This window comes from Rhodococcus sp. PSi06, assembly GCF_054960675.1.
Window position 1 is genome coordinate 133,694 of record NZ_JBHNYO010000001.1, and the last position, 25,946, is coordinate 159,639.

Below are 25,946 nucleotides of genomic sequence, written 5' to 3' on the forward strand. Positions count from 1 at the left end.
GCTCCAGCTGCCACTGAACGAAAGGCCGCGACATGAACGCCCTGACGATCACGTTGGGCACAGTCGGTGCTCTGCTCAGCCTCGTGTGTTGGTTCGCCTTCATTCGCGGGGCTCTGCGCATGTTCAACATCGTGCGGCTGGGTCAGCCGGCACCCGATCGTTGGCGACCGATCGTCCCCCGCTTCAAGCAGATGGTGATCGAGTTCGCGGCCCACACCAAGATGGTCAAGTTCCGCACCGTCGGCTGGGCGCACTGGCTGGTGATGATCGGGTTCATGGTCGGGTCCGTGTTCTGGTTCGAGGCCTACGGTCAGACGTTCAATCCCGAGTTCCACTGGCCCATCGTCGGCGACACCGCCGTCTACCACCTGATGGACGAGATTCTCGGGCTCGGCACCGTCATCGGCATCACCACGCTGATCATCATTCGTCAGCTCAACCACCCCCGTAAGCCGGAGCGCCAGTCGCGCTTCGCCGGCTCCGGGTTCAAGGCCGCCTACTTCGTCGAGGCTGTCGTGCTCATCGAGGGCCTGGGCATGGTCTTCGTCAAGGCGGGCAAAATCGCCACCTACGGAGACGCCAACCCGTACACCGACTTCTTCACGATGCGTCTCGCCGAGCTGCTGCCGGCCAACTCCAACATGGTCTCGATCTTCGCGCTCATCAAGCTGATGTCCGGCATGATCTGGCTCTACATCGTGGGCACCCGCATCAACTGGGGCGTCGCGTGGCACCGCTTCACCGCGTTTCCGAACATCTACTTCAAGCGCATGGACGACGGCACCGTCGCTCTCGGTGCAGCCAAGCCGATGATGTCCGGCGGCAAGGTCCTCGAGATGGAAGAGGCCGATCCCGACGTCGACGCGTTCGGCGCAGGCAAAATCGAAGACTTCAGCTGGAAGGGCTGGCTGGACTTCACCACGTGCACCGAATGCGGTCGCTGCCAGTCGCAGTGCCCCGCGTGGAACACCGGTAAGCCCCTTTCCCCCAAGCTGCTGATCATGTCGCTGCGCGACCACAGCCACGCCAAGGCCCCGTACCTGCTGGCCGGAGGCAAGAAGGACATGGCCGGTGACGAGGTCGGCCTCGTCGATGCCGAGGGCAACGTCGACCAGAAGGCGCTCGACGCCATTCCGCAGAATGCTCGCGACGAAGCCGATCGCAAGCTCGTCGCCGACGCCATCGACGGCGGCATCATCGATCCCGAGGTGCTGTGGAGCTGCACCACCTGCGGTGCCTGCGTCGAGCAGTGCCCGGTGGACATCGAGCACGTCGACCACATCATCGACATGCGCCGCTACCAGGTGTTGATCGAATCGGAGTTCCCGTCCGAGCTCGCCGGCTTGTTCAAGAACCTCGAGAACAAGGGCAACCCCTGGGGCCAGAACTCCAAGGATCGTCTCAACTGGATCAACGAGATGGACTTCGACATCCCGGTCTTCGGCAAGGACGCCGATTCGTTCCAGGACTACGAGTACCTCTTCTGGGTCGGCTGTGCCGGTGCCTACGAGGATCGCGCGAAGAAGACCACCAAGGCCGTCGCCGAGCTGCTCGCCACCGCAGGCGTGAAGTTCATGGTGCTCGGTGCGGACGAGACCTGCACCGGCGACTCCGCTCGCCGCGCGGGCAACGAGTTCCTCTTCCAGCAGCTCGCGATGCAGAACATCGAGACACTGAACAACGTGTTCGACGGCGTCGAGCAGAACAAGCGCAAGATCGTCGTCACCTGCGCCCACTGCTTCAACGCCCTCGGCAACGAGTACCCGCAGGTCGGCGGTGACTACGAGGTGGTGCACCACACGCAGCTGCTCAACCGCCTCGTGCGGCAGAAGAAGCTGATTCCGGTCGCCTCCGTCAGCCAGGACATCACCTACCATGATCCCTGCTACCTCGGACGTCACAACAAGGTCTACGACGCACCGCGTGAGCTCATGGCCGCGTCGGGCTCCAACCTCAAGGAGATGCCGCGTCACGGTGAGCGGTCCATGTGCTGTGGTGCCGGTGGCGCTCGTATGTGGATGGAAGAGAACATCGGCAAGCGCATCAACATCGACCGGGTCGACGAGGCACTTGCGACCAACCCCAAGAAGATCGCTACCGGTTGCCCGTTCTGCCGCGTGATGCTCACCGACGGTGTCACAGCACGTCAGGAAGGCGGCGCACACGAGGGCGTCGAGGTCGTCGACGTCGCGCAGCTGATGCTCGAGTCGATCACCCGCGTCGAGTCCTCGGTGTTGGCCGAGAACATCAAGGTCATCCCCCGTGAGCGCACTCCCGAGGAAAAGCTCGAGACCGAAAAGGCGATGGAGGTCGAAGAGGCCGAGCGCATCGCACCGGTCGAGGAGCCGGCCGAGGCGAAGTCCGCTCCGGCAGCACCCGCTCCGAAGGCGAGCGGCGGACTGAAGATGAAGGGTCTGGCCAAGGCACCGGGAGCGAAGACACCGGGTTCGGCTGGAGCCACCGACAAGGCCGACACTGCCACTGCCGAGACAGCTCCGAAGCCCAAGGGACTCGGAATGGCCGGCGGCAAGGCACCCGGTGGCAAGGGTCTGCAGATGAAGGGCAAGGCACCAGGTGCGAAGGCTGCCGCGCCTGCCGAAGCTGAGGCAACGGCCGAAACACCGGCTGCAGCAGAAGCCTCGGAGTCGACTCCGTCGGTGAAGCCCAAGGGCCTCGCTGTGAAGTCGGGATTCAAGAAGCCCGGCGCGAAGGCACCCGGCAAGCCCGCGGAATCCGAGGCAACGGCGGCACCCGCTCCCGAGACCTCAGGTGAGCCTGCGGAATCGAGCACTGCTGCAAGCGAATCCAAGCCGACCGTCCAGCCCAAGGGCTTGGCTGTGAAGTCCGGATTCAAGAAGCCGGGAGCCAAGGCACCGGGTAAGCCTGCTGCCGAAGCCCCTGTTGCCGAAGCTCCCAAGGCAGAGGCACCTGCTGCCGAAGCTCCCAAGGCAGAGGCACCTGCTGCGGAGGCTCCGGCCACCGAAGCGCCCGCTGCTGCCGAGCCTGCAGCGGCAGAAGAGTCCAAGCCGACCGTCCAGCCCAAGGGTCTGGCCGTGAAGTCGGGATTCAAGAAGCCGGGCGCGCGTACACCGAGTGCGGCCGCCTCTGCACCTGCTGAGTCGAAGAACGCAGAGCCCGAAAAGGCCGAGCCGACTCCGGAAGCCGAGACACCGGCAGCCGAGGCCACCTCAACCGAGGCACCGACTGCGGAAGCAGAGGCACCGAAGGCCGAGGCGTCGGACATTGCTGGTGAGGCCGCGTCCAACGGTTCGGATGATCGCACTCCGCCCAAGCCGAAGGCCGGCGGACTCGGATTCGCTCCGGGGGCAAAGGTTCCGGGTCGCCGAAAGTAACCTCACACCCTTTTTACCGACTGCGCGTCCCCGCTCACCTCAGAGCAGGGGCGCGCACTCGTCAATAGAGGTGTGAGGTCCCCCGCCCCCGGTTCCACCCGACGCGCACACCTCCACGCCGACGGAACCAACCTCACACCCTTTCTCCCGACCGCGCGCCCCCGCTCACCTCAGAGCAGGGGCGCGCACTCGTCAATAGCGGTGTGAGGTTCGAGGGCCCGGGTTATCCACAGGCAACGAGTTATCCACAATTCGGAACATGGGCCTTGTCGAAAGCGATTGCGCGCTAGAGCATTTCTGGCATGACCCGCATTGTCTCGCGATCCGACGCGCTCGCCCGTGGAACTTCCGATGCCGAGTTGCAGCGCTACTGCCGAACGCGAGCCTGGCGTCGACTCCGACCCGGAAGGTTCGTCAGCAGGTCTCAGTTCGACTCGCTCACAGCGGAGGAGAAGCACCGCGTCATCGCAGAGGCAGTACTCGGCGCGGCCACGGCACCCGACGCAGTCGTCAGTCATGTGAGCGCGGCCGTCTTCCACGGTCTCGATGTGTGGAATGCGGATCTGAGCCGAGTGCACATCACGCGCAATCGTGCCCGTGGCGGTGGGCGCAGCAGCTCGATCAGAAGGCTGCACACCTCTCCCTACACCGACGAGGAAGTCGCCGACATCGACGGCGTGCGAGTCACGGCATTGGCTCGAACCGTCGCCGATTGCGCTCGCACACTTCCCTTCGAGACAGCCGTCTGCATTGCTGACGTCGCCGCGCGGGCCCGAGGCTTGACCGTCGAACAGATTGTTGCAGCACTGAATTCGTGCCCGAATCACCCGGGAAATCGAAAGGCCCACACCGTCGCCAAATTCATGGACGGCAGGTCCGAGAGCGTCGGAGAATCGCGCACCCGGGTGTTGCTGCACAACCTGGGCTACACCCCACAGCTGCAGGTGACGATCACGGATTCTCGCGGATTCGTCGGTCGCGTGGATTTCGACCTCGACGAGATCGACACCGTCATCGAATTCGACGGCAAGGTGAAATACGGGCGATTCGTACCCGAGGGGAAGAGTGCGGCGGACGTGTTGTGGGAGGAGAAGCGTCGAGAGGATCGCATTCGTGGAACCGGACGCCACGTGGTGCGCATCGCCTGGGAAGATCTCGACCATCCCGAACTGGTGGATCGGATGATCCGCGAGGCTGCCGAGCGCGCTCGACACCGCGAGTGAGCGCCCCTTCTCCCGACTGCGCGCCCCCGCTCGCGTCCGAGCACAGGCGCTCACCCGGCAAAAACGGTGTGAGGTTCCCACCCGTCCCCGGAACCCCGGCCAGGCCACGGACCGCGCCCAACACCGCAAGTGAGCGCCCCTTCTCCCGACTGCGCGCCCCCGCTCACGTCCGAGCACAGGCGCTCACCCGGCAAAACCGGTGTGAGGTTCCCACCCGCCCGTCCCACCCGGACCCCGCGACGGTGGACGAATCGGACATCGTGAGTATGGTCGGAACCGAACTGCAACCCGAAGAAGTAGGAGCAGGCATGACCGACGACGCGGACAGGCTGTTTCGCCGCTACGACGAGTGGTGGACGGCTCTGTCGCCCGACGACCGAGCGCACGTCGAGAAGTGTTGCGAATCGGGCCGCACCGACGAGCGACTCTGCGCATTGATCCTCGAGAACGACGGCCCGTCGAAGGCAGCGTTCGAGGCAGGCAGCAAATTGTCCGAAAACAACAGCAAGTATTGCGCCATCCCCAGCGCGCTGCTCGAGTTTCTCGAGGCGAAGCGCGCGCACCCCCCACTCAGCTAGAGGGCCGCCACAGCTGTAGCTCAGGGATTCCGGGCGGCGTGAATCCCATGACCTGGCCGTAGAAGGACAGTTCGGATTCTCGCGCGTTGACCTGGGTTTCGAGTTTGCGGAAGCCGTGCGATTCGCCCGCATACGCCAGGTAGGCGTGCGGAATCCCTTTCTTCACCATGGCATCTCGGAACCGCTCGGCCTGCGACGGCGGCACGATCGGATCGTCCAGCCCCTGCAGCAACAGCACCGGGCACGAGAGTCCGTCGACGTTGTTGACCGGCGCGCGGGTTCGGTACAGGTCGATGGCCTCGGGCAACGGCCCGATGAGGCCGTCGATGTAGCGCGATTCGAAGTCGTGGGTCTCGGCGACGAACAGTTCCAGTTCGGCGACGCCGAAGTACGATGCGCCGCAGGCGAACACGTCCGACGATGTCAGCGCTGCCAACACCGTCCAGCCACCTGCAGATCCGCCTTCGATGGCCAACCGGCTGGGGTCGGCGAGGCCGCTGTCGGCCAGTCCCTGTACCGCGGCAATGGTGTCTTCGACATCGACGACGCCCCACTGTCCGCGCAGGCGATTGCGGTACTCGCGGCCGTATCCACTCGACCCGCCGTAGTTCACATCGACGACACCGATGCCGCGACTGGTGAAGTACGCGAACAACGGGTTGAGCGCGGGAGCCACGTGCGCCGTCGGGCCGCCGTGAACGAACGCAACGTACGGCGGGAGTTCGCCGTCGAGCCCTTCGTACGACGGATTTCGCGGCGCATAGGCGATGGCGTGAACTTCACGATCCGGACCGCGGAACGTCACCTGACGCCCCTCGGGCAAGTACGCGACGTCCGGTATGGACTCGAAACTCGAACGGACACTGCGCAGTTCCCGCGTCTCGAGATCCAGTGCAAACAATCCGGCGGCAACCTGCGCACCGCCGCCCTTGAGCAGAACCGTCGGTCCGAGTCGTCCTCCGAGGCCCACCGACGTCACTCCGTCGAGCTCGATATCGTCGAGACTGCCGGTGGCGGGGTCGAGAACGGCGAGAGTATCCGTGCCGACGGTGTGGACGGTCAGCAGCGCACCGTCATCGAGGACGGAATACCAGCGGGCTCCGAGTTGCCAGAGCGGGGCACCGAAGTCTGCATCGAGGGTCAGCAGTGGTGCGAGAGCTCCGTCCAGCGTCACCGAATACAGGTTCCACCAACCACTTCGGTCACTGACAACGTACAACGACTCGTCATCGATCCACTCCGGCTGCATCACCGACTCTTCGGTGGAACCGAGCAGCACCGTCCAGGACGACGGGTCGGCGAGCGAAGCCACGCGCAATTCCGTGCCGTCCCATGGCATTTGCGGATGATTCCACGCTATCCAGGCGATACGGGTGCCATCGGGTGACAGCCGCGGGTACGCGAGAAAGTCCGAGCCCGAAACCAACGAGCGCACTCCGCCGCCGCTCAGGTCGATCGCCACGATATCTCTCGATACCGCTCCGGCGTCGTGCATCTCACGGACTGCGATGACGTCGTTACCGACCACCGACAGTTCCGCGTACCGGATGCTCGACGCCACAGCAGGTTTCGGAGTCAGTGCCACGGGTGCCGCGCCGGGGGTGAGCCGATAGACACGTTGATCGGAGAACTCGGCGAACACCAGATCGCCGTCCGCCGTTGCAGTCCATGCCCCGCCGCCGTATTCGTGGACTCGGGTGCGGGCGTTGAACGGTGCGGGCAGAATCGGCTGCGCCGTTCCGTCGACGTACCGGCAGATTGCCGTCCGCCCCTTCTCGGCAGGTCGCAATTCCGACCACCAGATCTCGCCTCCGACATAGCGACCACCCTCGACGGGGTGGCCCGCCGACGACAGGTCTGCTGCAGAGATGGGCGAGGGCCAGGATCCGAAGGCGAGAGCGGTCACGAACTCCACCCTAGTGAACTGACGTATACGTAACGCGGTGTTCACCGGCCCTTCAACACAGACCCGGATGATGGAGCACAAGGAACAGTAGGGGGAACACCATGCGCCGGACCACTACCCAATCGGTGGACTACGAGATTTTGACCTTCGGTCGCACCTGGCAGGGCTACGGCGGTGGCAGCGACGAGGACATCTACGTGGCCTTCGGTGTCGACGGACGTACCTACTTCCAGCGCTTGCGTCGCATTCTCGATTCGCCGGTGGCCGCCGAGGTGTCCCCGGACGAGCGGTCGGCGATTCTCGACATCTGCCGCACGAGGCTCACCTGAGCACTTACACGGGCGTCAACAGCTCCGGGCTGTTGTTCTTCACGCTGTTCACCGCGGTGCTCACCTCGTAGGGCTCGAGCCGAGGTTCGGGAATTGCCGCCAGCATCTCCTGCACAGCGCCGAGATCGGTGACGGTCGGATCGAGCCAACTCGCGCGCAGATCCGGTGGCAGCACGACCGGTGAACGATCGTGGATATGACCGAGCGCGTCGGCTGCCGGCGAGGTGAGCACCGTAACCGACCAGACCCACCTGTCCTCGTCGTCGTCGGCCTTGGTGGGGTCTCGCCACAGCTCGTACAGGCCGGCCATGGCCAGCACACCCTCCTCGTGCAGGAAGTACGGCACCTTCGCGCCGTCGCGCTTCTCCCATTCGTAGTACCCATCGGCCGGTACGATGCAGCGCCGACGGCTCGCGGCCTTCTTGAAGGAAGGCTTCTCGGTGATGGTCTCGGACCTGGCGTTGATCAGTCGAGACCCGATCTTCGCGTCCTTCGCCCAGGAGGGGATCAGACCCCAGCGCACCGACCGCAGCTGCCGCACGGCGTCGGACTCGGGTTCGTCCTTGGGCGCGCGTTCGAGAACGGTTCGCACCGTCTGCGTCGGGGCGACGTTGTACGACGGCGGCACCTCCGCCCCCACTGTTTCGGCGATGTCGAACACCGCCTGCAGGTCGCTGTCACTCCGGGTACTGGCATACCGTCCGCACATGGCTCGATTGTTCCACTCGCCACCGACAACGCTGCGGAAACAACTTCTCGCGAAACAACCTTGTGGAAACCGAGAGCGCTCGCCTGGCACGATGTGACGGGTGACCACTCCGCAGATCAACTCCCAGCCGCGTTATCGCACGTTGCAGCAGTCGACCAAGCTGCAGAACGTGCTGTACGAGATCCGCGGACCGGTACACGCCCACGCCGCCCGGCTCGAGGCCGAGGGGCACCGAATCCTCAAGCTCAACATCGGCAACCCGGCTCCGTTCGGATTCGAGGCCCCCGATGTGATCGTGCGAGACATGATCGCGGCTCTACCCGTCGCCCAGGGTTATTCGGAGTCGAAGGGCATTCTGTCGGCGCGACGGGCCATCGTCACGCGCTACGAGCTGGAACCGGGCTTCCCAGTGCTCGACGTCGACGACATCTACCTCGGTAACGGGGTGTCCGAGCTCATCACGATGACGATGCAGGCCCTGCTCGACGACGGTGACGAGGTGCTGATCCCGGCCCCCGATTACCCGCTGTGGACGGCCATGACGACGCTGTCGGGCGGCAAGGCCGTGCACTACGTCTGCGACGAGGAGAACGGGTGGAATCCCGATCTCGCCGACATCGAGTCGAAGATCACGCCGAAGACCGTCGCGCTATTGGTGATCAATCCGAACAATCCGACCGGCGCGGTGTACTCGAAGGAAGTTCTGCAGGGAATCGTCGATCTGGCGCGTAAGCATCAGCTACTGCTGCTCGCGGACGAGATCTACGACCGGATCCTCTACGACGACGCACAGCACACCTCGCTGGCGAGTCTGGCACCCGATCTGCTGTGCCTGACGTACAACGGTTTGTCCAAGGCGTATCGCGTGGCGGGTTACCGCGCCGGATGGCTCGCGATCACCGGGCCGAAGAAGCACGCCGCAGGATTCATCGAGGGTATCGACCTTCTGGCGTCGACGCGGCTGTGCCCCAATGTTCCTGCGCAGCATGCCATTCAAGTCGCACTGGGCGGCTACCAGAGCATCGAGGATCTGATCCTTCCCGGCGGACGACTGCTCGAACAGCGTGATGTCGCATGGGAGAAACTCAACTCGATTCATGGCGTCTCCTGCGTCAAGCCGCGGGGTGCGCTGTACGCGTTTCCTCGACTCGACCCCGAAGTGCACGAGATCTACGACGACGAGAAGCTGGTGCAGGACCTACTGCTTCAGGAGAAGATCCTCGTGGTCCAGGGCACCGGCTTCAACTGGCCCGGGCACGATCACATCCGCATCGTGACTCTCCCGTGGGCGCGAGATCTGGCCGTGGCGATCGACAGGTTCGGCAACTTCCTCTCCTCCTACAAGCAGTGACGTAGGAAAGTTACTCGGAAGTAGTTGAAAGTGATGCAAAAAACTTCGATGTGATCGCGCCCCGAGACCGAAAGATCTGTAGATTGGCGGACGGCACTTCGGTGTCCGCGAGCCCTGGTCGTCCCCTCCCCCCCGGGTCGGTCAGGTGGTGGCGGGGGACGCCCCCCCTGCTCCCCGCCACCGAGCTCCTCGCAACTTCCGCAGTCCTGGCTCCGTACTAGCCTTGCACCGTGCAACCACGCGGCGATCATCCCGACGGCCTCGAGCCGGGTCTCGACTCTCATGTGGGCCACGGTCACGGTCACGGTCACGGACACAGCGACGGTCCTGTGCCGCTGGGCCCGGTAGCCGCCAAGGTCGTCGTCGGACTGCTCGTCGCCATAGCCATCGCCGTCATCGCCGGGGCTGTTGCGCTGTGGCCCGGCAAACAGAGCATCGACATCCCGTTGCCGTTCCAGACCTCCGGCGGGGGTGCGGTGTCCACCGAGGCGGGCACCATCACCTCTCAGAGCATCGGGCCCTGCGGAAGTCCCGACGCGGGCAGGGCGTTCACCGGCAACCCGACCCCTGCGGTCAACGACTCGTACGAGTGTCAGCGCAGCATCGTCGACATCACCACGGGCCAGGACGCGGGCAAACGGACGGTGCTCGAGATCGCGCCGGGCCCCGGCCAACCGACCCTGAGCGCCGGCGAGGACATCCGGCTGGTTCTGCAATCCGACCCCTCCGGTGGAGTCCGATACTCCTTCAACGACTATTCGCGCGGGCTACCACTGGGGTTGATCGTCGGAGTGTTCGCCGTGGTCATCTGCGTGGTTGCCCGCTGGCGGGGATTCCGCGCGCTGGTCGGCCTGCTCATCGCGTTCGCCGTGCTGGTGGTGTTCATGTTGCCCGCCCTGCTCGACGGCGCACCCGCCATTCCGGTTGCCCTCGTCGCCGGCGCGGTGATCCTCTACGCCGTGCTGTATCTGGCACACGGGGTGAACCTGCGTACCAGCTCGGCGCTACTGGGCACCCTGACCTCGATGGGCTTGGCTGCAGTCCTGTCCTACGTCGCGATCCGGATGACACACCTGACCGGGTTGTCCGAGGAACAGAACACCGCCGTGCAGACGTATATCGGCAATGTCAGCGTCACCGGTCTCCTGCTGGCCGGCTTCATCATCGGCTCGCTCGGCGTGCTCAACGACGTGACGATCACTCAGGCATCGGCCGCGTTCGAGTTGGCATCGGTGGATCAGACCGCGACGCGGCGCGAAATCTTCACCGCCGCGATGCGAGTGGGACGCGACCACATCGCCAGTACCGTCTACACCCTCGTCCTCGCCTACGCGGGTGGAGCATTGCCGCTGCTGCTGCTCTTCAGCGTCGCCGATCGGTCGATCCAGGACGTGCTGACCGGCGACGCCGTATCGATCGAGATCGTCAGATCCTCGGTGGGCGGCGTCGCCCTCGCGTTGTCGGTACCTCTCACCACTGCGATCGCTGTGCTGCTGGCGCGGCCGATCACCTCGTCCCGGGCGAACTCGTCGTCCAGCACAAGCACGCCGTCCAAGGCACCCAAGCCCACGCGGTCACGGGGCTCGGGTCGCCACAGCGCGTAGAGCGCCGCAGTCTCTCCTCAGGCGAAAGCAGCGGCGACGGTGGCAGAGAGCAATTCACCCTCGTGAGTGCTCAGTCCGGCCTTCAGGCCCGGGTCTGCGGCGCAGGCCGCTTCCCAGCCCTTGTCTGCGAGTGCGACGACGTACGGCAGGGTGGCGTTGGTGAGGGCATAGGTGGACGTGCGCGGAACGGCACCGGGCATGTTGGCGACGCAGTAGAACACCGACTCGTGCACCTTGTACGTGGGATCGGCGTGGGTGGTGGCCACCGAATCCTCGAAGCAGCCACCCTGGTCGATGGCGATGTCGACCAGAACCGAGCCTGGCTTCATGCGCTGAACGAGGCTGTTGGACACCAGCTTCGGAGCCTTGGCTCCAGGCACCAGCACTGCGCCGATGACGAGATCCGCTGCCAGCACGGCCTGTTCGAGTTCGTACGCATTGGACACCAGAGTCTTGACGGCTCCGCGGTACTGATCGTCGATGGCCCGCAACGCCTTCACATCGAGGTCGAGTACGGTGACGTCGGCGTGCATGCCGAAAGCGATTGCGGTGGCATTCTTTCCGGATACTCCGGCTCCGATGACGACGACATTGGCGGGACGCACTCCCGGCACGCCGCCCATGAGAACTCCGCGCCCGCCTTCACTCGACATCAGGTGGTAAGCACCGGCCTGTGGTGCGAGGCGTCCGGCAACTTCGCTCATCGGCGCGAGCAACGGGAGTGAACCGTCTGCGGCGGTGACCGTTTCGTAGGCAATGGCGGTGGTACCCGATTCCAGCAGTGCGTCGGTGCAGGCCCTCGACGCTGCGAGATGCAGGTAGGTGAACAGCACCTGCCCCTTGCGTAGGCGCGAATACTCCTCGGCGATGGGCTCTTTGACCTTGAGCAGCAGATCGGCCGCTTCCCAGACCTCCGCGGCGTCGGTGAAAATCTGCGCACCGGCGGCCTTGTAGTCGGTGTCGGTGAACGACGATCCGGCTCCCGCCTCGGTTTCGATGATCACTTCGTGTCCTCGCGAGACCAGTTCGTGCACGCCCGCCGGAGTGATGGCCACCCGGTATTCGTGGTTCTTGATCTCGCGTGGAATTCCGATCTTCATGGCGACCTCCTCGGTGGTGGGTGAGGTGAAGCCGTAGCTCCATCCGTGTAGGCCAACTATGAATTATCTACGAAATACCTGCAACGGAAGTGAATATAATTCTATAAACTGCAGCGATGGTGAGTAATAGTTCGTTCGAGACCGGCATCACAGGGGCTGCGCCGAACGATGTTCGGCCCGTACCGCTGGATCGAATCGACCACATTCTGCTCGACGAACTCCGCCGTGACGCCCGTATGCCCAACAACGCGCTCGCTGCCGCAGCCGGTGTCGCGCCGTCCACCGCACTGGCCCGGGTCCGCGCCCTCGTCGAACGTGGCGTCATCCGCGGCTTTCACGCCGACATCGACCCCGAGGCCCTCGGCCAGGGCATCCAGGCCATGATTTCGGTGAGACTCCAAGCGGATGCTCGACGACGGATCAGCGAATTCGGATCGAAGATCGCCTCACGAAAAGAAACGCTGAACATCTACTTCATTGCCGGTTCCGACGACTTCCTCGTACACGTGGCCACCGTCGACACCGCCACACTCCGCGATTTCGTCGTCGAGAATCTCAGTGCCGACCCTGCCGTCGCCGCGACCGAGACAATCCTGATCTTCGAACACATCAGGCCGCGAAACACCCACGGCGAGAAGTGAACCGGATCAGGGAGCGGGCGGCGCGATCGGCGGGAACCCGGGCAACGTGAAGTCCGGGAATCCAGGTATCAGCGGCGGTGGCTGCTGCGTGGTCGTCGGCGGAACGGACTCGACGGGTGGGAGCGGTGCGGGCTCGGCCGTGGTGGTCGTCGGCTCCGGCGTCCACGGTTCCTGGTAGACCTCGGTCTCCGTCGGCTCCGGGGTCGGTTCGACGGTGGTCTCCGGTGCGGGAGGCGGCAACACCGGAGCAGGTATCACCGACGTGGGCGCAACCGTTGTCGCTGCTGGGGCCTGGGTCTGAGTGCGACTGACCGAGGTGTCCACCACCTGCGGCGTGTTCTGGTGAGTGAGCATGAACCCGGAGACGCCCACCACTGCAGCGAGGCACAGCGCGAGCACACCACCGGTGCGGAGCTTGCGCCGAGCACGGGTTCGATCGTCCTCACCGTCATCGTCGTCGTAGTCCGCATCGAGCCAGTAGATGTTCTTCAGCTGGAACGGAACAGGCTTGCCGTCGGCGTAGTCGTCCGCCGCGTTCTCGGCATCCACGCGCTCTTCGGGTGCCTGCGTAACGCTGTGCACTACAAGCGTTTCGGCTACACCGGACGCGTCGGCCGACCCCTCACCGGCATGCGTGCTCAGCGCGCCGAACTTGTCGTCGACCCGCTCCGCTTGCACGTGGTCGTCGCGAACATCATCCGCTACGACCGACGACGATTCCGGCTGAGTAGCAACAGAACTGGAAGAATCGACAGCAGTATCGGCGAATTTCGAGGACTCGAAACCACCGGCCGCAGGCGGGGTATCGACTGCAGCATCGGCGGTCGCGGTACCGAGCAGCGCGGTATCAGCGGTAGAAGTATCAGCGCTGGATGTATCGGCAAACGCAGTGCCATCGGTCGCGGTACCAGCGGTCGTCGTATCTGCCACAGCAGTGTCAGCGGTCGTCGTATCAACCAACGCGGTGTCTGCGGTCGCGGCATCGGCGAACGCAGGGTCAGCGGTCGCGGTATCGGCGAACGCAGGGTCAGCGGTCGCGGTATCAGCGAACGCAGGATCAGCGGTAGCGGCATCGGCGAACGCAGGATCAGCGGTGGCGGCATCAGCGAACGCAGGATCAGCGGTTGCGGTATCGGCAACCTCGGCGACGGCCGGAGCCGATGCGACCCAGGGACGGGCGGGGACCGGACGAGTTACGGAGGGCACCGGAGCAGACACCGACGGTGCTGAGTGCAGGGATTCGGTGCGCGCCGGAGTCGGCCGCACGGGCGCTGCCGTCGGTACAGGTGGCTGCGGGGGTTTCGGCGGCCGTGGGTTCGCTACCCGCGATTGCGGCAGACGCGGCGGCGCGGGTCGGCGCTGCGGAGCCGGAGCAGATGCCGTTGCCGCGTCCATGTGAGCTGCGGGATCGATGCGTGGGGAGTTCGGTTGCCCTCCCCCGAGCCTGTGTGCGTCCGACGTTCGTCGCGGCGCAGTTCGAGCACGCGAGTGCGGTCGGGCGGCCAGAGCAGCTCCACGCGCAGCGACGGTCTCGGGTTCGGTCGGCACAATCGACGGCAGTTCCAACAATGGCCCGACGCGCTTCTGCACGATCGGCATGCGTGCGCCTCCGCCGATCAGAACGACGGCGTCGATCGGCACGTTCGCGCCGATCAGCACTCCGCGGGCGAATTCGATGGCCTCGTCCAGCAACTCGGTGATCAACATCTCGAAGTTCTCCCGCGAGAGCAGAATCATTCCGCTCGCATCGGGCAAGCACACCGCATCCTGAGTGGACAGACGTTCCTTGGCGATTCGGCAGCGCTTCTCGAACAGCGCGATGTCGGAGTCGGTCGTCTTCTTGCCGAGACGTTCGAGCTGGTTGTTGCGCACGTAGGCGTCGAGCAGATCACCGCTGTACTCGCCCGAGCGCTGCGAGGCGACCACCGTCCGCTGCACCAGGTCCACGACGCTGACCGTCAGCCCCGAACTGCCGAGATCGAACAGTGCAACCGACCGGTAGTCACGGGCCTCGCCGGTTGCCGCGAGGTACTCGACGACGGCTTCCACCTCGTGGACCAGGTGGTAGTTGTGCAGGTGCGCACCGGCGAGCGCCTCGTGCAGCGCGTCCGCCTGCCGAGGGTCGCGGTATGCGACACCGGTGGCGAGTTCGGGCTCGGTTTCGACAGCTGCATGGATCGACTCGGCGGCCAGATGCGGAAGGTCGCCGCCGACGCTGTCGATGAGCTCGTTACGAAAGAAAAGTGGCCGCTCGATGTCGGTGACCAGGCCGGAATCATCGGCGACGGGGCCCCCGAACTGCTCCGCTCGGGGCTGCGCCGTGCGCACAGCCCGGGTCCCCATGGACACCCCAAGCAGCACAGTCACGGTTGTCGGCCTCACTTCGATCGGCAATCACGGCGGACGCGGCACACCTCGTCCAGAGCGCCAGGCTACCGCCTCGACCGACACCGCGGGGCGTGCGCCCCAGACGAGTACGCCAAGAAGCGTCTCATCGACCGCTGAAACCACCGATTACCGTCGTGCGGTCTATTCGGTCGGGTCCAGGCCGGCATCCGGTTGGTACAGCTGACCGTCGTAGGTGAAGGTGCGCTCGTACAGATCCACGTCGGACAGGCGAGCCGGTCCCTGGACGGGCAACTCGGCCGGCCCCGGATCCGAACCCTCAGTCTGTGCAGCTGCCTCTGCGAGCCCGTCAGCGAACTCGGCATCGATCGGAATCTGTTCTTCGATGAGCGGAGTGGGTGCCGGAGTGTTGCCCCGGGTGAACACCAGACCCGCCACCGCGACGATCACCAAGGCCACCGCCGCCAGAACCGAGGCATCACGGACGGACCATCTACTCGTGCGCCGCACCGGCCGGCTGACGACACCGGGCTCGTCGACAGCAGGCTCGGCAACAACAGGCTTGGCGACGACGGGCTCGGCAACCGAAGGCTCGGCAACGGAGGCGTCGAATACGGTGGAGGTGACCGCCAGTTCCTCGGTGGCGAGCTGATCGACGGTAAGTCCGTCGACCATCCACTCGTCCACCGTGCCGAAAGCTGCGACCCCGGGCGTATCGACCAGCTCCGACGCGTCGTCCGGGACGGTGATGTTCCCCACATCGGGTGCCAGAACATCGGGTGCCAGAACCTCGGCCTCGAGCGCATCGGAGTTCATGAGACCCTCGACGGGCCGTTCGTCGAGCGCTGCACCCTTCGCGATGGCCATCGCAGGCGCGTCGGGCACATGGACCGGGACGCTCCACTTGTTCTCGATGATCGTGCGTACCGCGGGGATGCTCGCTCCGCCGCCGATCAGCAACACCGCATCGGGAGCCTGCTTGGACGCCCACTCCAGAGCGTCGCTCACCAACGGGGTGATCTCGCGCTCGAATTCCTTGCGGCTGAGCAACATCGGGCCGCGGTTGGGTGCCCGGACACCGGCCGAGGAGCTGACGAGTTCCTTGAGTTCGCGGAAGAACTCTTGATATTCACGGTCGCCGTCGGGTCCGGCCGGTGCCGGCAGGATGCCCTTGGCCATCACGATGCCGCGGACCACTTCGTCGAAGCGATCGCCGCTGATGTCGACCGTGCGTGCGGTCCACTCGACGTAGTCGTCTGCGACGTTCAGTGCGGTGGCGGACAACCCCTTCTTGCCCAGGTCCACCACCAGCACGTAGTCCTTGTCCGCCAGTTCGGGAACCGTGCGCGAGTAGGCCATCAGGGCCTGGGACTCCTCGACCATGCGGGCTTTCGGGACCGTTCGGTCACCCAGCGTGTCGAGAAGCGCCGTGACGGCTGCGGTGTCCCAGCCGGCGAGCACGATGTCCTCGAACGGTCCGTGGTCTACCAGCTTGCCGGGCAGCAGGTCGTGAGCGCCGGCTGCATCGATGGAGTCTTCGACGCGGTTCCCGTCCGTGATGTACGCGATGCGCACGGCACCTGTACCGACGGACACCCCGCAGACTCCACTCATCGACCAGTCAGTCCTTTGCGCTTTGCGGTTCGGCGCTCGATCCGGCGCCCTCACGAGCCCCCGCTCCACTCGAAGTGTACGGCGGTCTCGAGGACCGATGCGGGCATCGAACTAACGCTACTAAACAATCTACGATATTGTTTGGGAGGGTCTGGGGAGACTTAGGGTCGAGAAGGCGCGCTGCCTGCAGACCGCAAGTCGACCGCGAGGCCGTCCGGTCTCGTGGTTTACGTGATCGGTGGAGGTTTTCGATGCAAACGCTCAATGCTCACGACGTGGTTCGAGTGCGAACTGTTCTGGAGAAATTCGGAAAGCTGCCCGTTCCCGTGGAGGGCATCGACGAGGCAGCCGATCTCTACGACAGCGGCCTCACCTCGCACGCCAGTGTCAACGTGATGATCGCCCTCGAGGACGAGTTCGACGTCGAATTCCCCGACACCATGCTGCAGAAGTCGACGTTCGGCAGCATCAACGCGATCGCCGCGGCCATCGCAGCGCTGACGGACTGACACCATGACCACCGTCTACGAGAGCTCGATCGACCAGTCGCTGACCGACGTGCTGGCCGTTCTGCGTACCTATGCCGACGAAGTCGATCGCGATGCCCGCTTCCCCACCGAATCGGTGGATGCACTGCGCGACGCCGGACTGCTCGGTGTCGGAATTCCGCGTGAGTTCGGCGGCGGCGGGGCGACCCTGACCGATATCGCCCGTATCTCGCGTGCCCTCGGTTCCGAGTGTGCATCGACGGCGATGATCTTCGTGATGCATCAGTCGCAGGTGCTCAGCATCGTCCGCCACGGCAAGTCCGACGCCATGGCAGACCTGCAGCGGCGAATTGTGACCGATCGCATCCTGGTGGCCTCCGCCACTACCGAGATCAACATCGGCGGCGACGTCCGCTCGAGTAGTTGCGCGGTGGAGTACGACGGCGAGCGGATCACGCTGAGCAAGAACGCTCCGGTGATCTCCTACGGCGAGTACGCGCAGATCGTGCTGGCGACGGCGCGACGCAGCGTCGACAGCCCGCCGAGCGACCAGGTCCTCGTGGTGTGCGAGAAGCCCGACGTGACGCTGGAGAAGGTGGGCACCTGGGACACCCTCGGTTTCCGCGGCACCTGCAGTCCCGGCTTCATGCTCGCCGCTCGCACGACGACGTCGAACATCCTGGGCGACAACTACGGCGACATCTCCGCGCAGACCATGCTTCCGGTGGCGCACGTGCTGTGGGGATCGGCCTGGCTCGGTATCGCCGACGCCGCTGTGACCAAGGCGCGCAAGTGCGTTCAGAAGGCCGCACGCAAGACACCGGGAACGCCCCCGCCGAGCGCATTGCGCCTGGCGGAGTTGATGGTGGTCCACGAGCAGTTGGTGGACACGGTATTCGGTGCAGCCGCGAAGTTCGAGGCCGTTGCAGACAGTCCGGCCGAGCTCGGAGCCATCGGCTTTGCGCTCAAGATCAACAACGTCAAGGTCACTGCGTCGACGCTCGTCATCGACATCGTCGGCAAGGCACTTCAGATCTGTGGCATCTCCGGCTACCGGCAGGGTGGCGAGCTCAGCATCGGCCGTCACCTTCGGGATGCGCACGGGTCGGCAATCATGGTGAGCAACGAGCGGATCCTCGGCCACAACTCGCAGCTCTCCCTCGTCTACAAGGGAAAATGATGACCACCACACACTCCGCACCGCAGACCGAGGCCAGCGAACTCGACTCTGCCCGAGCAGCTTTCCGAAGCGAGCTCGTCGACGCAGGCCTGTTGGTACCCAGCTCGATTCCCGGATTGTACGGGCGCAGCGGTGAATTCGAGGACATCATCGAATTCATCGATTCCCGCGTCGTCGCGGCCGGGGCAGCCGAGCACGGCTACCAGGCCAAGCGGTTCCGATTCGCTCCGGTCTTCCCGCGGGAAGCCTTCGAGCGCACCGACTACATCGCGTCGTTCCCCAACCTCACCGGTGCCATCAACACCTTCGAGGGCGACAACAAGGAACACGCGGCGTTGCTGGCGGAGAGATCCGACGGCAAGGACTGGGATCACTTTCTGCAGTCCGCCGGAACCATGTTGGTCTCGGCCGCCTGCCACCCGTCGTACTCGATGCTCTCCGGAACGCTGCCGGCCGACGGTGCCCTGATGGACATCTACGGTTTCTGCTTCCGGCACGAGCCGGCAATCGATCCGGCTCGGATGCAAGCCTTTCGGATGCACGAGTTCGTCCGCGTCGGTACCCCCGACGAGGCGATCGAGCACCGTGAACGATGGGTTCCCCGCGGCTTGCAGGTACTGGCCGATCTGGGTCTCGAGGGCGAGGCAGTCATCGCCAACGATCCGTTCTTCGGCCGCGCCGGACGCATGCTCGCAGCCAACCAGCGCAACGAGAACCTCAAGACCGAACTGGTCGTCAAGCTCTACGGAGATCTGGACGACGGGACAGCGGTCGTCTCCTGCAACTGCCACCGCGATCACTTCGGTCACACCTTCGACATCGCCACCGTCGACGGCGAACCGGCTCACAGCGCATGCGTCGGATTCGGCATGGAACGCATCGCCTTGGCGATGCTCCGCACCCACGGGCTGGATCGCTCCGCATGGCCGGCTGCATTGCGCCCCTGATCGATTCGGCTTCACCTGCGTACGTAGAAGGACCAATTGAAGTGAACAGTTCCCGCACCGCCCCCCGGCGCATCGGCTCCGTTCCCGGCGAGTCCTCGCGTACCGCGGGCGGCAAGTATCCAACATGGTTCGGCCCGTCCGACGCGCCGTTGTTCGGTACCGTCCACGTACCGTCCGGCGGCCGCGCGCGCGGCGGCGTCGTCCTGTGCCCGCCGCTCGGCAAGGAGCAGGTGGACTCGTATCGGGGCATGACACTGCTCGCCCAGAAGCTCTGTGCGCAGGGACTTCTGGTGTTGCGCTTCGACTACGGCGGCACCGGCGACTCCTGGGGAGATCAGGATCGGCCCGACGCGATCACGCGCTGGCAGCGCAGCATCGTCGAGGCCGTCGAGTACGTTCGCGGCTGCGGGGTGAGCGAAGTAGCGCTGGTCGGCCTCCGCTTCGGTGCGCTCCTCGCCTGTTCCGTGGCATCCGAATGCGGGCCGCTGACCGCGCTGACGCTGTGGGATCCGGTCGTCAAGGGCCGGTCCTACCTGCACGAGCAGCGCGCGCTGTATTCGGTCAGCGTCACCACCGATTCCGACGCCGATCCGCGTGTGTCGATCATCGGGGCCGTGTTGCATCCCGATTCGGCCGCGGACTTCACCGCACTCGACGCTACGAAGACGAAAACCGATGCACCGGTGTTGGTTGCGACCCGCGCCGAGCGAGGCGATTCGAAGCCGGTACGCAGACTCGTCGACGCACTGTCGGCCGACGAGCACACGTTGTCCGGTCACGACGATTTTCTCGAGCCGAGTGACTTCGAGGTCATCATTCCGGCCGCCGACATCACTTCGCTCGCGACGTGGACGGCGTCGAAGTTCCCGACCGAAGCCGCACACGACGTCGAGGTGTGGCGTCGACCGAACCTCGAGGTCGACGGAATCCACGAGAGCATCGAATACCTGGGTGCGCAGCAGGTCTTCGCGATTCGCTCCTCCTCGGATCGATGCGTACCCGGCGGGCCGACCGTCGTGTTCTATCCCACCGCCAACGAACATCGAGTCGGTCCGGTGCGTATGTGGGTGGAACTGGCCCGGCTGCTCCCCCGGTTCGGAATCTCGACGGTGCGCTTCGACAGACGCGGCACCGGTGAGTCCGGTGTGGTGACCGACGGCGAGCTCACTCGCCTCTACAGCGCCGAAGGAAACGAGGACGCGCTCACCGCCGTCCAGCAGTCCGGCACCTCGCCCGATAACGTACTGGTTGCCGGAATGTGCTCGGGCTCCTGGTATTCGAGCTTGGCTGCCCGGGAACTGAGCGTGCGCGCGGCAGTACTTCTCAACACCCTGGACTGGACCACTCGTCGACTCGAATTCGTCAAGCGTTCCTCCATGCACACCGAGGAGACGGGACGGCGGGCGCGCGTCCTCGATCGATTGCACCACTGGGGTGTCCGAACCAAGACTGCTTTGCAGCCGCGCATTCCCTATGCGCTCTGGATCTGGCTGGGACGACGCGGACTCATTCAGGTTCCCGAGATCTCGTTGCGGCTGCTCAGCGATCGGAAGGTGCAAACGCGAGTACTGCTCTCCCCTACGGACGCAACCTGGTTCGAGACCAATCGAGGACCGGAAGGCATGCGTCGGTTGCGGCGTCGAGCCTCGGTTCCCACGGTCACGTCCTTCGAGTCGGGAGATCATTCGCTCTACGGCCGCGACCTTCGCGAGAACGTCAGAGCCGAATTGATCGCGGCCACCTCCGCCGCGTTCGACATGGAGATCACCGCGCCGTCGCCGCCTGTACCGGTAGGGCGGGTCCGGCTGTGAAGCACCGCGCACCCAAGATAGCGCCACCCAAACACGAACAGCTCGAACAACTTCGGTGGTATCCGGTCGAACCGGCTCGGTTCGACATGGGGCTGATGAGCAGTCCTACGATGCCGGTTCAGTCGGTGCCGCGGCACAATGCAGCAGTGCCGCGGCACAATCCGGTGCAGTCGACCGAGATGATGGCCGTCGACTTCATGCCGGGTCCCGACGCGACACCGGCACCGGAGACCGGACCGGGTTCGAAGGCGTCCGATCGCAACCTCGCGCTCAATTCGTTGGCCCTGATGCTCTCGACGGCCATCACCGGTGGGCTCGGATTGTTGTTCTGGGCTGCAGCCGGCCGCCTCTATCCCGTGGCGGAGGTGGGCAGTGCGTCTGCCGTCATCACGTCCGCAGTGATGCTCTCGACGCTGTCCAATCTGAGCCTCGGTTCGATGTACGAGCGGTTCCTTCCGATCTCGGGCCGCCTGGCGAGGTCGTTCATCGTGCGCGGTTATCTCACCGTCACGGCGTTCGCGTTCGTACTCGGCGGTGCCTTCCTCCTGGTTGCGCCCAAAGACGAGATGTTCACCAACACTGCGGAAATCGTGACGTTCCCGTTCTTCGTCGCCGTGCTGGCAGTGTTTGCACTCCAGGATCAGACGTCGTCCGGCCTCGGGGTTGCACGGTGGGCGGCAGGCAAGAACATCTTCCATGCCGTCGTCAAATTCGTTCTGCTGTTGGCGCTCTTCGCAACCGAGCGCAGCACCTCGATCATCTCGGCGTGGGCGGTCCCCGCGATCGTGGCATCGATCTTCGTGCTCCGCGCCATCTTGAAGAACGTGCGCACCGAACAGCGGTATGCGGGCAAGCCGGATCTGCCGCCCAGGCGTGAAATGTGGGCCTACTTCGGCTCGGCCTACGGCATCACCGCACTCGGCTCGCTCGCTCCGCTGCTCGTGCCGATGATCGTCGTCGCCACCCTGGGGGCGGAGGAGAACGCCTACTTCTCCCTCACCTGGTCGATCGTGAGCGCCCTCTACATTCTGATCGGCGTGTTGATCGGCCCGTACGTCGCAGAGGTCGCCGCCCATCCCGAACAGTTCCACCGCCTGACCAAACGGTTCATGACTCTGGTGTGCATCGTTGCCATCGGAGGGTCGATCTTCCTGGCCTTCGTTGCACCGTTCGGCCTCGGGTTGATCGGCCAGGGTTACCGCGACCAGGGCACCAGCATCGTGCAGCTCGCCGCGATCACCATCCCGCTCTCGGTCGTCGGTTCCCTGTACGACGGTTTGGCGCGCGTCCGCCGCCGCATGCGCCTGGCAGTGATCGTGCAGGTCGTGGCCACGTCGATCATCATCGGCGGATCGATCGGCCTGTCGTCGTCGATGGGCATCACGGCCGTGGGCCTGGCCTACCTGGCTGCCGAGGCCTTCGGCGCGATCGTGCTGATCGTGCCGCTGATTCGCTGGATTCGCGAGCTGTCTGCCGGCAGCAACGGCGACTCCGGCGACGATCCCGGTCCGTCCGACTCACCCGGCCCTCGCGGGCCGATCGACGACGACGCACGTTCACCGCGTCCGCGAAGGTCGGAATCTCAGCACGCCGAGCCACGTCGGTACGAACCGCGCGAAAGACCGCGCCGACACGACGAACCGTCATCGCCCCGTATTCCGGTCCACGCTCAACACAGGACGGCGCCATGACACAGACCTATCGAGCCAGCTCGTTGGACATGCTGCGGTCGGATTCCCGGATCGTCACCGTGCTGGGGCCCGCGGACTTCGGTGATCTCGCACGGGTGCAGAGCCGGGTACTCGCACTGGCGTCCGTGGGTCCGGAGGTTCGGCTCGGCCTGCGCGCCGAGCGCGACACCGCGGCGTGGGCTTTCGCACCGGATCGCGTCGTCGAGCACATCACCCAGGGACCGGCCGTCGACCACGACAACGTGGTGAAGGAGCTGACCGAGTTCGCGCATGCGTCCACGGCCGACATTCCGGTTCGCATTCGTCTGGCCGGTCGTTATCTTTTCCTCGATCTCAATCACGGCCTCGGCGACGCTCTGCTTCCGGTCGACCTGTGTGTCTACTTGGCCGACGCCACCCCGGATGCTCCGTTTCCGTCCTGGGCCGGTCAGCGGGCGGAGGCGCATCCACTTCGTAAGGCCTTGCTGCACTGGTCTTTTCGGAATCCGCGAAAGATCATGCACACGGCCTACAGCCGCGTGCGCCCCGCTCCACGTCCGGTGCTCGCCCCGGCGGACACCGAAGCCGACGCGGCCGTCAGACCATGGGAGCCGTCGCTGGCGGTCACCGTGGCCGTGACGCCTCCGGGTACCACCGGAGCGCTACGTCGATGGCGAGATTCGCATCTGCCGGGAGCGAGTACGAGTTCGGTTCTGTGTGCTGCCGTGGCGACGGCATTCGCGCGCAGCTCCTTCTTGCTCGATCGTTCTGCGACATTCCTGTTCGATTGTCGGCGTTATCTTCCTCGGTCGACCACGGTTCTCGGCAACTTCGCCGCCGGAATCTGGTTCTCGGACATCGATCCGACCTCGGCCCCGGAGGTGAATTCCGCCTTGTCCGGTGCGATCGGCAACGGCCGCCCCATTGCGTCCGCCGCGATCAGCACCGTCAAGTACAAACGCGCGCGAACCGCGTTCCACGGAGCGGTCGATGATCACGTCTCCGTGCAACCGAGGATGCGTCTCATATTCTCCGATCTCGGAAGGATTGCGCAGGCGGGGAGGATGTCCTGGCTTGCCGAACCTGCCGAGCGCGCGTCGTTCACCATCGCAGATCCCGGAGGTCCGGAGTCGGTGACGGTCACGGTGAAGACCATCGAGTCGGTCGTCTTCGTTTCGGCGTCGTTCCACGACAATGTGTACGACATTCATTCCGTGCAGGCTGCGCTCGATCTGGTCGCTGCCGATCCCCTCGCGTTGCTCGCCCTTCAGGAGAAGACTGCATGACCACCGAAGCGAAGCGCCCGCTCGACGCCGAAGCGAAGCGCCCGCTCGACGCCGAAGCGAAGCGCCCGCTCGACGCCGAAGCGAAGCGCCCGCTCGACGCCGAAGCGAAGCGCCCGAGCGACACCGAAGCGAAGCGCCCTGGCGACACTGAGGCGAAGCGCCCGAGCGCGGGTGCCTCGAATCCTGCTGTGCCGCTGCGATCGGGCTGGGTGGCGCATGTAGCGCGGTGGGCCGGGCTGTCGGTGGTGCAGTTCGTCCTCGTCGAGTACATCGTCTCGGCCACGTGGCGCGGTCTGTACAGCTACCGCAACAACTTCATCAGTGAACTCGGAATCTCGTTCTGCGGTCCGGTGGGCAACTGGCCGTGCAGCCGGCTCTACGTGCTGATGAATGCATCGATCGTGTTGACCGGCGTCGCTCTGATCGCCGCGGGCGCATCCTGGTTCGCCATCCGCCGGATCGACGCACGCGCTGCTGCGTTCTTCATCGTCGCCGGCTCGGGTGGGGTTGTCGCGGGGGCGGTCAATCAGGGCGTCAATTACCCGATCCATTCGTTCGGTGCCACTGCCCTGTTCCTGTTCGGCAGTTTCGCTCTCGTCATTGCCGGCGGTCACCACACTCTGCAGCGCCCGATCCAGGTGGTCGTCACAGCTCTGGGCTGCACCGGTCTGGCGGGGTACCTCTGCTACGTGAGCGGTCACGAATTCGGACTCGGCATCGGTTCCATCGAACGCATCACCACGTACACCCTCCTGGCGGGCGTTCTGGTTCTCTCGGTGTCGCACTTCAACGCGACGCGAGCACCGAAAACCATCGACGTGCCCGCGTGAGCCGCCATGCCGCCGCCGACCGCGAATCCGCAACCGTCGAGGTCGCTCGCCTGCCCGGATCGGGAATGCTTGCCGAGCACCCGCGACGACGTTGGCCGTCGGTGCTGACCTTTCTCGTCGTGCTGGGCTTGGTCGTCACCGGCACGGTGTACGGGCTGGGGCATCGCTCGAGCGGGCGCGATTCGGAGTCCGCGACCGGCAGCACCATAGATGCCCAGTCCACGACGTCGGGATCGAACACCGGCGCAACCAAGCCCGGTTACACCGTCTACGACGACTTCTCGGGAACGGCGGGCGATGCGCTGGCCGACGACCGATGGAGCCACGACGTCGGTCGGACAGGTTGGGGAAACAACGAAAAGCAGGACTACACCGACTCCACCGAGAATTCCTCCGTCGACGGTGAGGGCCACATGGTCATCAACGCCATGCGCAACGGTGACGGCTACACCTCGGCCCGCGTGACCACCAAGGACAAGTTCGATTTCACCTACGGCCGCGTCGAGGCTCGGATCGAGATGCCTGCCGGTGCCGGTCTGCACCCGGCGTTCTGGATGCTGGGTACCGATCTGGACTCCGTCGGCTGGCCGCTGTCCGGTGAAATCGACGTCATGGAGACCCTGAACCAGGCAGACCAGTACCACACCGGAATCCATGCGCCGCAACCGGATTCGCTGACCAGCCAGAAAGTGGACGCGGGGGGCACTCCGCCGCAGCCACTGTCGGAGGGTTTCCACACCTATTGGGTCGAACGCTCTCCGGGCCGCGTCAGCACCGGCATCGACGGCACCACCCTGGCTACCGTCACCCCGGCCGACCTCGTCGGCGGAGACGACTACTGGGTGTTCGACAAGCCGTTCTTCCTGCTGTTCAACGTCGCCGTTGCCGGCGATTGGCCGGGGCCCACCGACAACTCGACGCCGTTCCCGGCGACGATGGCCGTCGACTGGGTGCGGTATCGCACCGACTGACTGCTGCAG

General features: G+C 65.0%; 20 protein-coding genes. 15 read left to right on the top strand and 5 right to left on the bottom strand.

Translation table 11 applies throughout. The features are described 5' to 3' along the window. Window positions 1-32 precede the first annotated feature (32 nt). From ACFI9K_RS00660 to ACFI9K_RS00670, 3 genes are all read left to right on the top strand, one after another. Complete coding sequence (locus ACFI9K_RS00660; protein WP_462661734.1) at window positions 33-3,353, top strand: (Fe-S)-binding protein; 3,321 nt, start codon at window positions 33-35, stop codon at window positions 3,351-3,353. A 302-nt stretch (window positions 3,354-3,655) separates the two neighbouring features. Further along, the gene (locus ACFI9K_RS00665; protein ID WP_462661735.1) at window positions 3,656-4,576 is read left to right on the top strand and encodes a hypothetical protein; all 921 of its coding nucleotides are present in this window, start codon (window positions 3,656-3,658) and stop codon (window positions 4,574-4,576) included. Window positions 4,577-4,884: 308 nt separating this feature from the next. Next, the gene (locus tag ACFI9K_RS00670) at window positions 4,885-5,154 is read left to right on the top strand and encodes a hypothetical protein (protein ID WP_222091943.1); all 270 of its coding nucleotides are present in this window, start codon (window positions 4,885-4,887) and stop codon (window positions 5,152-5,154) included. Here ACFI9K_RS00670 and ACFI9K_RS00675 read toward each other — a convergent pair. After that, complete coding sequence (locus tag ACFI9K_RS00675) at window positions 5,147-7,060, bottom strand: dipeptidyl-peptidase 5 (RefSeq protein ID WP_462661736.1); 1,914 nt, start codon at window positions 7,058-7,060, stop codon at window positions 5,147-5,149. The genes ACFI9K_RS00670 and ACFI9K_RS00675 overlap by 8 nt on opposite strands. 101 nt (window positions 7,061-7,161) lie before the next feature. Between ACFI9K_RS00675 and ACFI9K_RS00680 the strand changes: the two genes are divergently transcribed. Then, window positions 7,162-7,389 (top strand): DUF3263 domain-containing protein, encoded by a 228-nt coding sequence (locus tag ACFI9K_RS00680; RefSeq protein WP_462661737.1) that lies wholly within the window; start codon window positions 7,162-7,164, stop codon window positions 7,387-7,389. Window positions 7,390-7,393: 4 nt separating this feature from the next. Here the strand turns inward: ACFI9K_RS00680 and ACFI9K_RS00685 are convergent, their stop codons facing one another. Further along, window positions 7,394-8,098 (bottom strand): SOS response-associated peptidase, encoded by a 705-nt coding sequence (locus ACFI9K_RS00685; protein ID WP_462661738.1) that lies wholly within the window; start codon window positions 8,096-8,098, stop codon window positions 7,394-7,396. A gap of 100 nt (window positions 8,099-8,198) precedes the next feature. Between ACFI9K_RS00685 and ACFI9K_RS00690 the strand changes: the two genes are divergently transcribed. Both ACFI9K_RS00690 and ACFI9K_RS00695 read left to right on the top strand, forming a co-directional pair. After that, complete coding sequence (locus tag ACFI9K_RS00690) at window positions 8,199-9,449, top strand: pyridoxal phosphate-dependent aminotransferase (RefSeq protein WP_462661739.1); 1,251 nt, start codon at window positions 8,199-8,201, stop codon at window positions 9,447-9,449. 230 nt (window positions 9,450-9,679) lie between these two features. Then, window positions 9,680-11,053, top strand: a complete 1,374-nt coding sequence (locus ACFI9K_RS00695) for a YibE/F family protein (protein ID WP_462661740.1) — start codon at window positions 9,680-9,682, stop codon at window positions 11,051-11,053. Window positions 11,054-11,070: 17 nt separating this feature from the next. Here ACFI9K_RS00695 and ald read toward each other — a convergent pair whose 3' ends face one another. Then, the gene (ald, locus tag ACFI9K_RS00700; RefSeq protein ID WP_462661741.1) at window positions 11,071-12,153 is read right to left on the bottom strand and encodes an alanine dehydrogenase; all 1,083 of its coding nucleotides are present in this window, start codon (window positions 12,151-12,153) and stop codon (window positions 11,071-11,073) included. Between the two features lie 116 nt (window positions 12,154-12,269). On the opposite strand from ald, the gene ACFI9K_RS00705 reads away from it, so the two are divergent. Further along, window positions 12,270-12,794, top strand: coding sequence for an Lrp/AsnC family transcriptional regulator (locus ACFI9K_RS00705; RefSeq protein ID WP_462661742.1), 525 nt, complete (start codon window positions 12,270-12,272; stop codon window positions 12,792-12,794). A 6-nt stretch (window positions 12,795-12,800) separates the two neighbouring features. Here ACFI9K_RS00705 and ACFI9K_RS00710 read toward each other — a convergent pair whose 3' ends face one another. Together ACFI9K_RS00710 and ACFI9K_RS00715 are read right to left on the bottom strand one after the other, a co-directional pair. Further along, a complete protein-coding gene (locus ACFI9K_RS00710) occupies window positions 12,801-15,161 on the bottom strand; it encodes an Hsp70 family protein (RefSeq protein ID WP_462661743.1) in 2,361 nt (786 codons plus the stop codon). 162 nt (window positions 15,162-15,323) lie between these two features. Further along, window positions 15,324-16,754: a hypothetical protein gene (locus tag ACFI9K_RS00715; protein ID WP_462661744.1), complete on the bottom strand. Its 1,431-nt coding sequence runs from the start codon at window positions 16,752-16,754 to the stop codon at window positions 15,324-15,326. A 251-nt stretch (window positions 16,755-17,005) separates the two neighbouring features. Between ACFI9K_RS00715 and ACFI9K_RS00720 the strand changes: the two genes are divergently transcribed. From ACFI9K_RS00720 to ACFI9K_RS00755, 8 genes are all read left to right on the top strand, one after another. Next, complete coding sequence (locus ACFI9K_RS00720) at window positions 17,006-17,263, top strand: acyl carrier protein (protein WP_462661745.1); 258 nt, start codon at window positions 17,006-17,008, stop codon at window positions 17,261-17,263. Window positions 17,264-17,267: 4 nt separating this feature from the next. Further along, window positions 17,268-18,422: an acyl-CoA dehydrogenase family protein gene (locus ACFI9K_RS00725; protein WP_462661746.1), complete on the top strand. Its 1,155-nt coding sequence runs from the start codon at window positions 17,268-17,270 to the stop codon at window positions 18,420-18,422. Next, window positions 18,419-19,369: an amino acid--[acyl-carrier-protein] ligase gene (locus tag ACFI9K_RS00730; protein ID WP_462661747.1), complete on the top strand. Its 951-nt coding sequence runs from the start codon at window positions 18,419-18,421 to the stop codon at window positions 19,367-19,369. The genes ACFI9K_RS00725 and ACFI9K_RS00730 overlap by 4 nt, the downstream gene beginning before the upstream one ends. 41 nt (window positions 19,370-19,410) lie before the next feature. After that, window positions 19,411-21,180, top strand: a complete 1,770-nt coding sequence (locus ACFI9K_RS00735) for an alpha/beta fold hydrolase (RefSeq protein ID WP_462661748.1) — start codon at window positions 19,411-19,413, stop codon at window positions 21,178-21,180. A 110-nt stretch (window positions 21,181-21,290) separates the two neighbouring features. Beyond that, window positions 21,291-22,871, top strand: a complete 1,581-nt coding sequence (locus tag ACFI9K_RS00740; protein ID WP_462661749.1) for a lipopolysaccharide biosynthesis protein — start codon at window positions 21,291-21,293, stop codon at window positions 22,869-22,871. After that, the gene (locus tag ACFI9K_RS00745) at window positions 22,868-24,136 is read left to right on the top strand and encodes a hypothetical protein (protein ID WP_462661751.1); all 1,269 of its coding nucleotides are present in this window, start codon (window positions 22,868-22,870) and stop codon (window positions 24,134-24,136) included. The genes ACFI9K_RS00740 and ACFI9K_RS00745 overlap by 4 nt, the downstream gene beginning before the upstream one ends. Then, a complete protein-coding gene (locus tag ACFI9K_RS00750; RefSeq protein WP_462661752.1) occupies window positions 24,133-24,966 on the top strand; it encodes a DUF998 domain-containing protein in 834 nt (277 codons plus the stop codon). Before ACFI9K_RS00745 ends, ACFI9K_RS00750 begins: the two co-directional genes overlap by 4 nt. Further along, window positions 24,963-25,937, top strand: coding sequence for a glycoside hydrolase family 16 protein (locus tag ACFI9K_RS00755; protein WP_462661753.1), 975 nt, complete (start codon window positions 24,963-24,965; stop codon window positions 25,935-25,937). The genes ACFI9K_RS00750 and ACFI9K_RS00755 overlap by 4 nt, the downstream gene beginning before the upstream one ends. The last annotated feature ends 9 nt before the right edge of the window (window positions 25,938-25,946 follow it).

Coding starts and splice junctions, on each gene's coding strand:
- ACFI9K_RS00665 (WP_462661735.1), top strand. CDS start 3,656: ATGACCCGCATTGTCTCGCGATCCGACGCGCTCGCCCGTGGAACTTCC.
- ACFI9K_RS00745 (WP_462661751.1), top strand. CDS start 22,868: ATGACACAGACCTATCGAGCCAGCTCGTTGGACATGCTGCGGTCGGAT.
- ACFI9K_RS00750 (WP_462661752.1), top strand. CDS start 24,133: ATGACCACCGAAGCGAAGCGCCCGCTCGACGCCGAAGCGAAGCGCCCG.
- ACFI9K_RS00670 (WP_222091943.1), top strand. CDS start 4,885: ATGACCGACGACGCGGACAGGCTGTTTCGCCGCTACGACGAGTGGTGG.
- ACFI9K_RS00715 (WP_462661744.1), bottom strand. CDS start 16,754: ATGAGTGGAGTCTGCGGGGTGTCCGTCGGTACAGGTGCCGTGCGCATC.
- ACFI9K_RS00720 (WP_462661745.1), top strand. CDS start 17,006: ATGCAAACGCTCAATGCTCACGACGTGGTTCGAGTGCGAACTGTTCTG.
- ACFI9K_RS00730 (WP_462661747.1), top strand. CDS start 18,419: ATGATGACCACCACACACTCCGCACCGCAGACCGAGGCCAGCGAACTC.
- ACFI9K_RS00725 (WP_462661746.1), top strand. CDS start 17,268: ATGACCACCGTCTACGAGAGCTCGATCGACCAGTCGCTGACCGACGTG.
- ACFI9K_RS00705 (WP_462661742.1), top strand. CDS start 12,270: ATGGTGAGTAATAGTTCGTTCGAGACCGGCATCACAGGGGCTGCGCCG.
- ACFI9K_RS00685 (WP_462661738.1), bottom strand. CDS start 8,098: ATGTGCGGACGGTATGCCAGTACCCGGAGTGACAGCGACCTGCAGGCG.
- ACFI9K_RS00680 (WP_462661737.1), top strand. CDS start 7,162: ATGCGCCGGACCACTACCCAATCGGTGGACTACGAGATTTTGACCTTC.
- ACFI9K_RS00660 (WP_462661734.1), top strand. CDS start 33: ATGAACGCCCTGACGATCACGTTGGGCACAGTCGGTGCTCTGCTCAGC.
- ald (WP_462661741.1), bottom strand. CDS start 12,153: ATGAAGATCGGAATTCCACGCGAGATCAAGAACCACGAATACCGGGTG.
- ACFI9K_RS00740 (WP_462661749.1), top strand. CDS start 21,291: ATGCCGGTTCAGTCGGTGCCGCGGCACAATGCAGCAGTGCCGCGGCAC.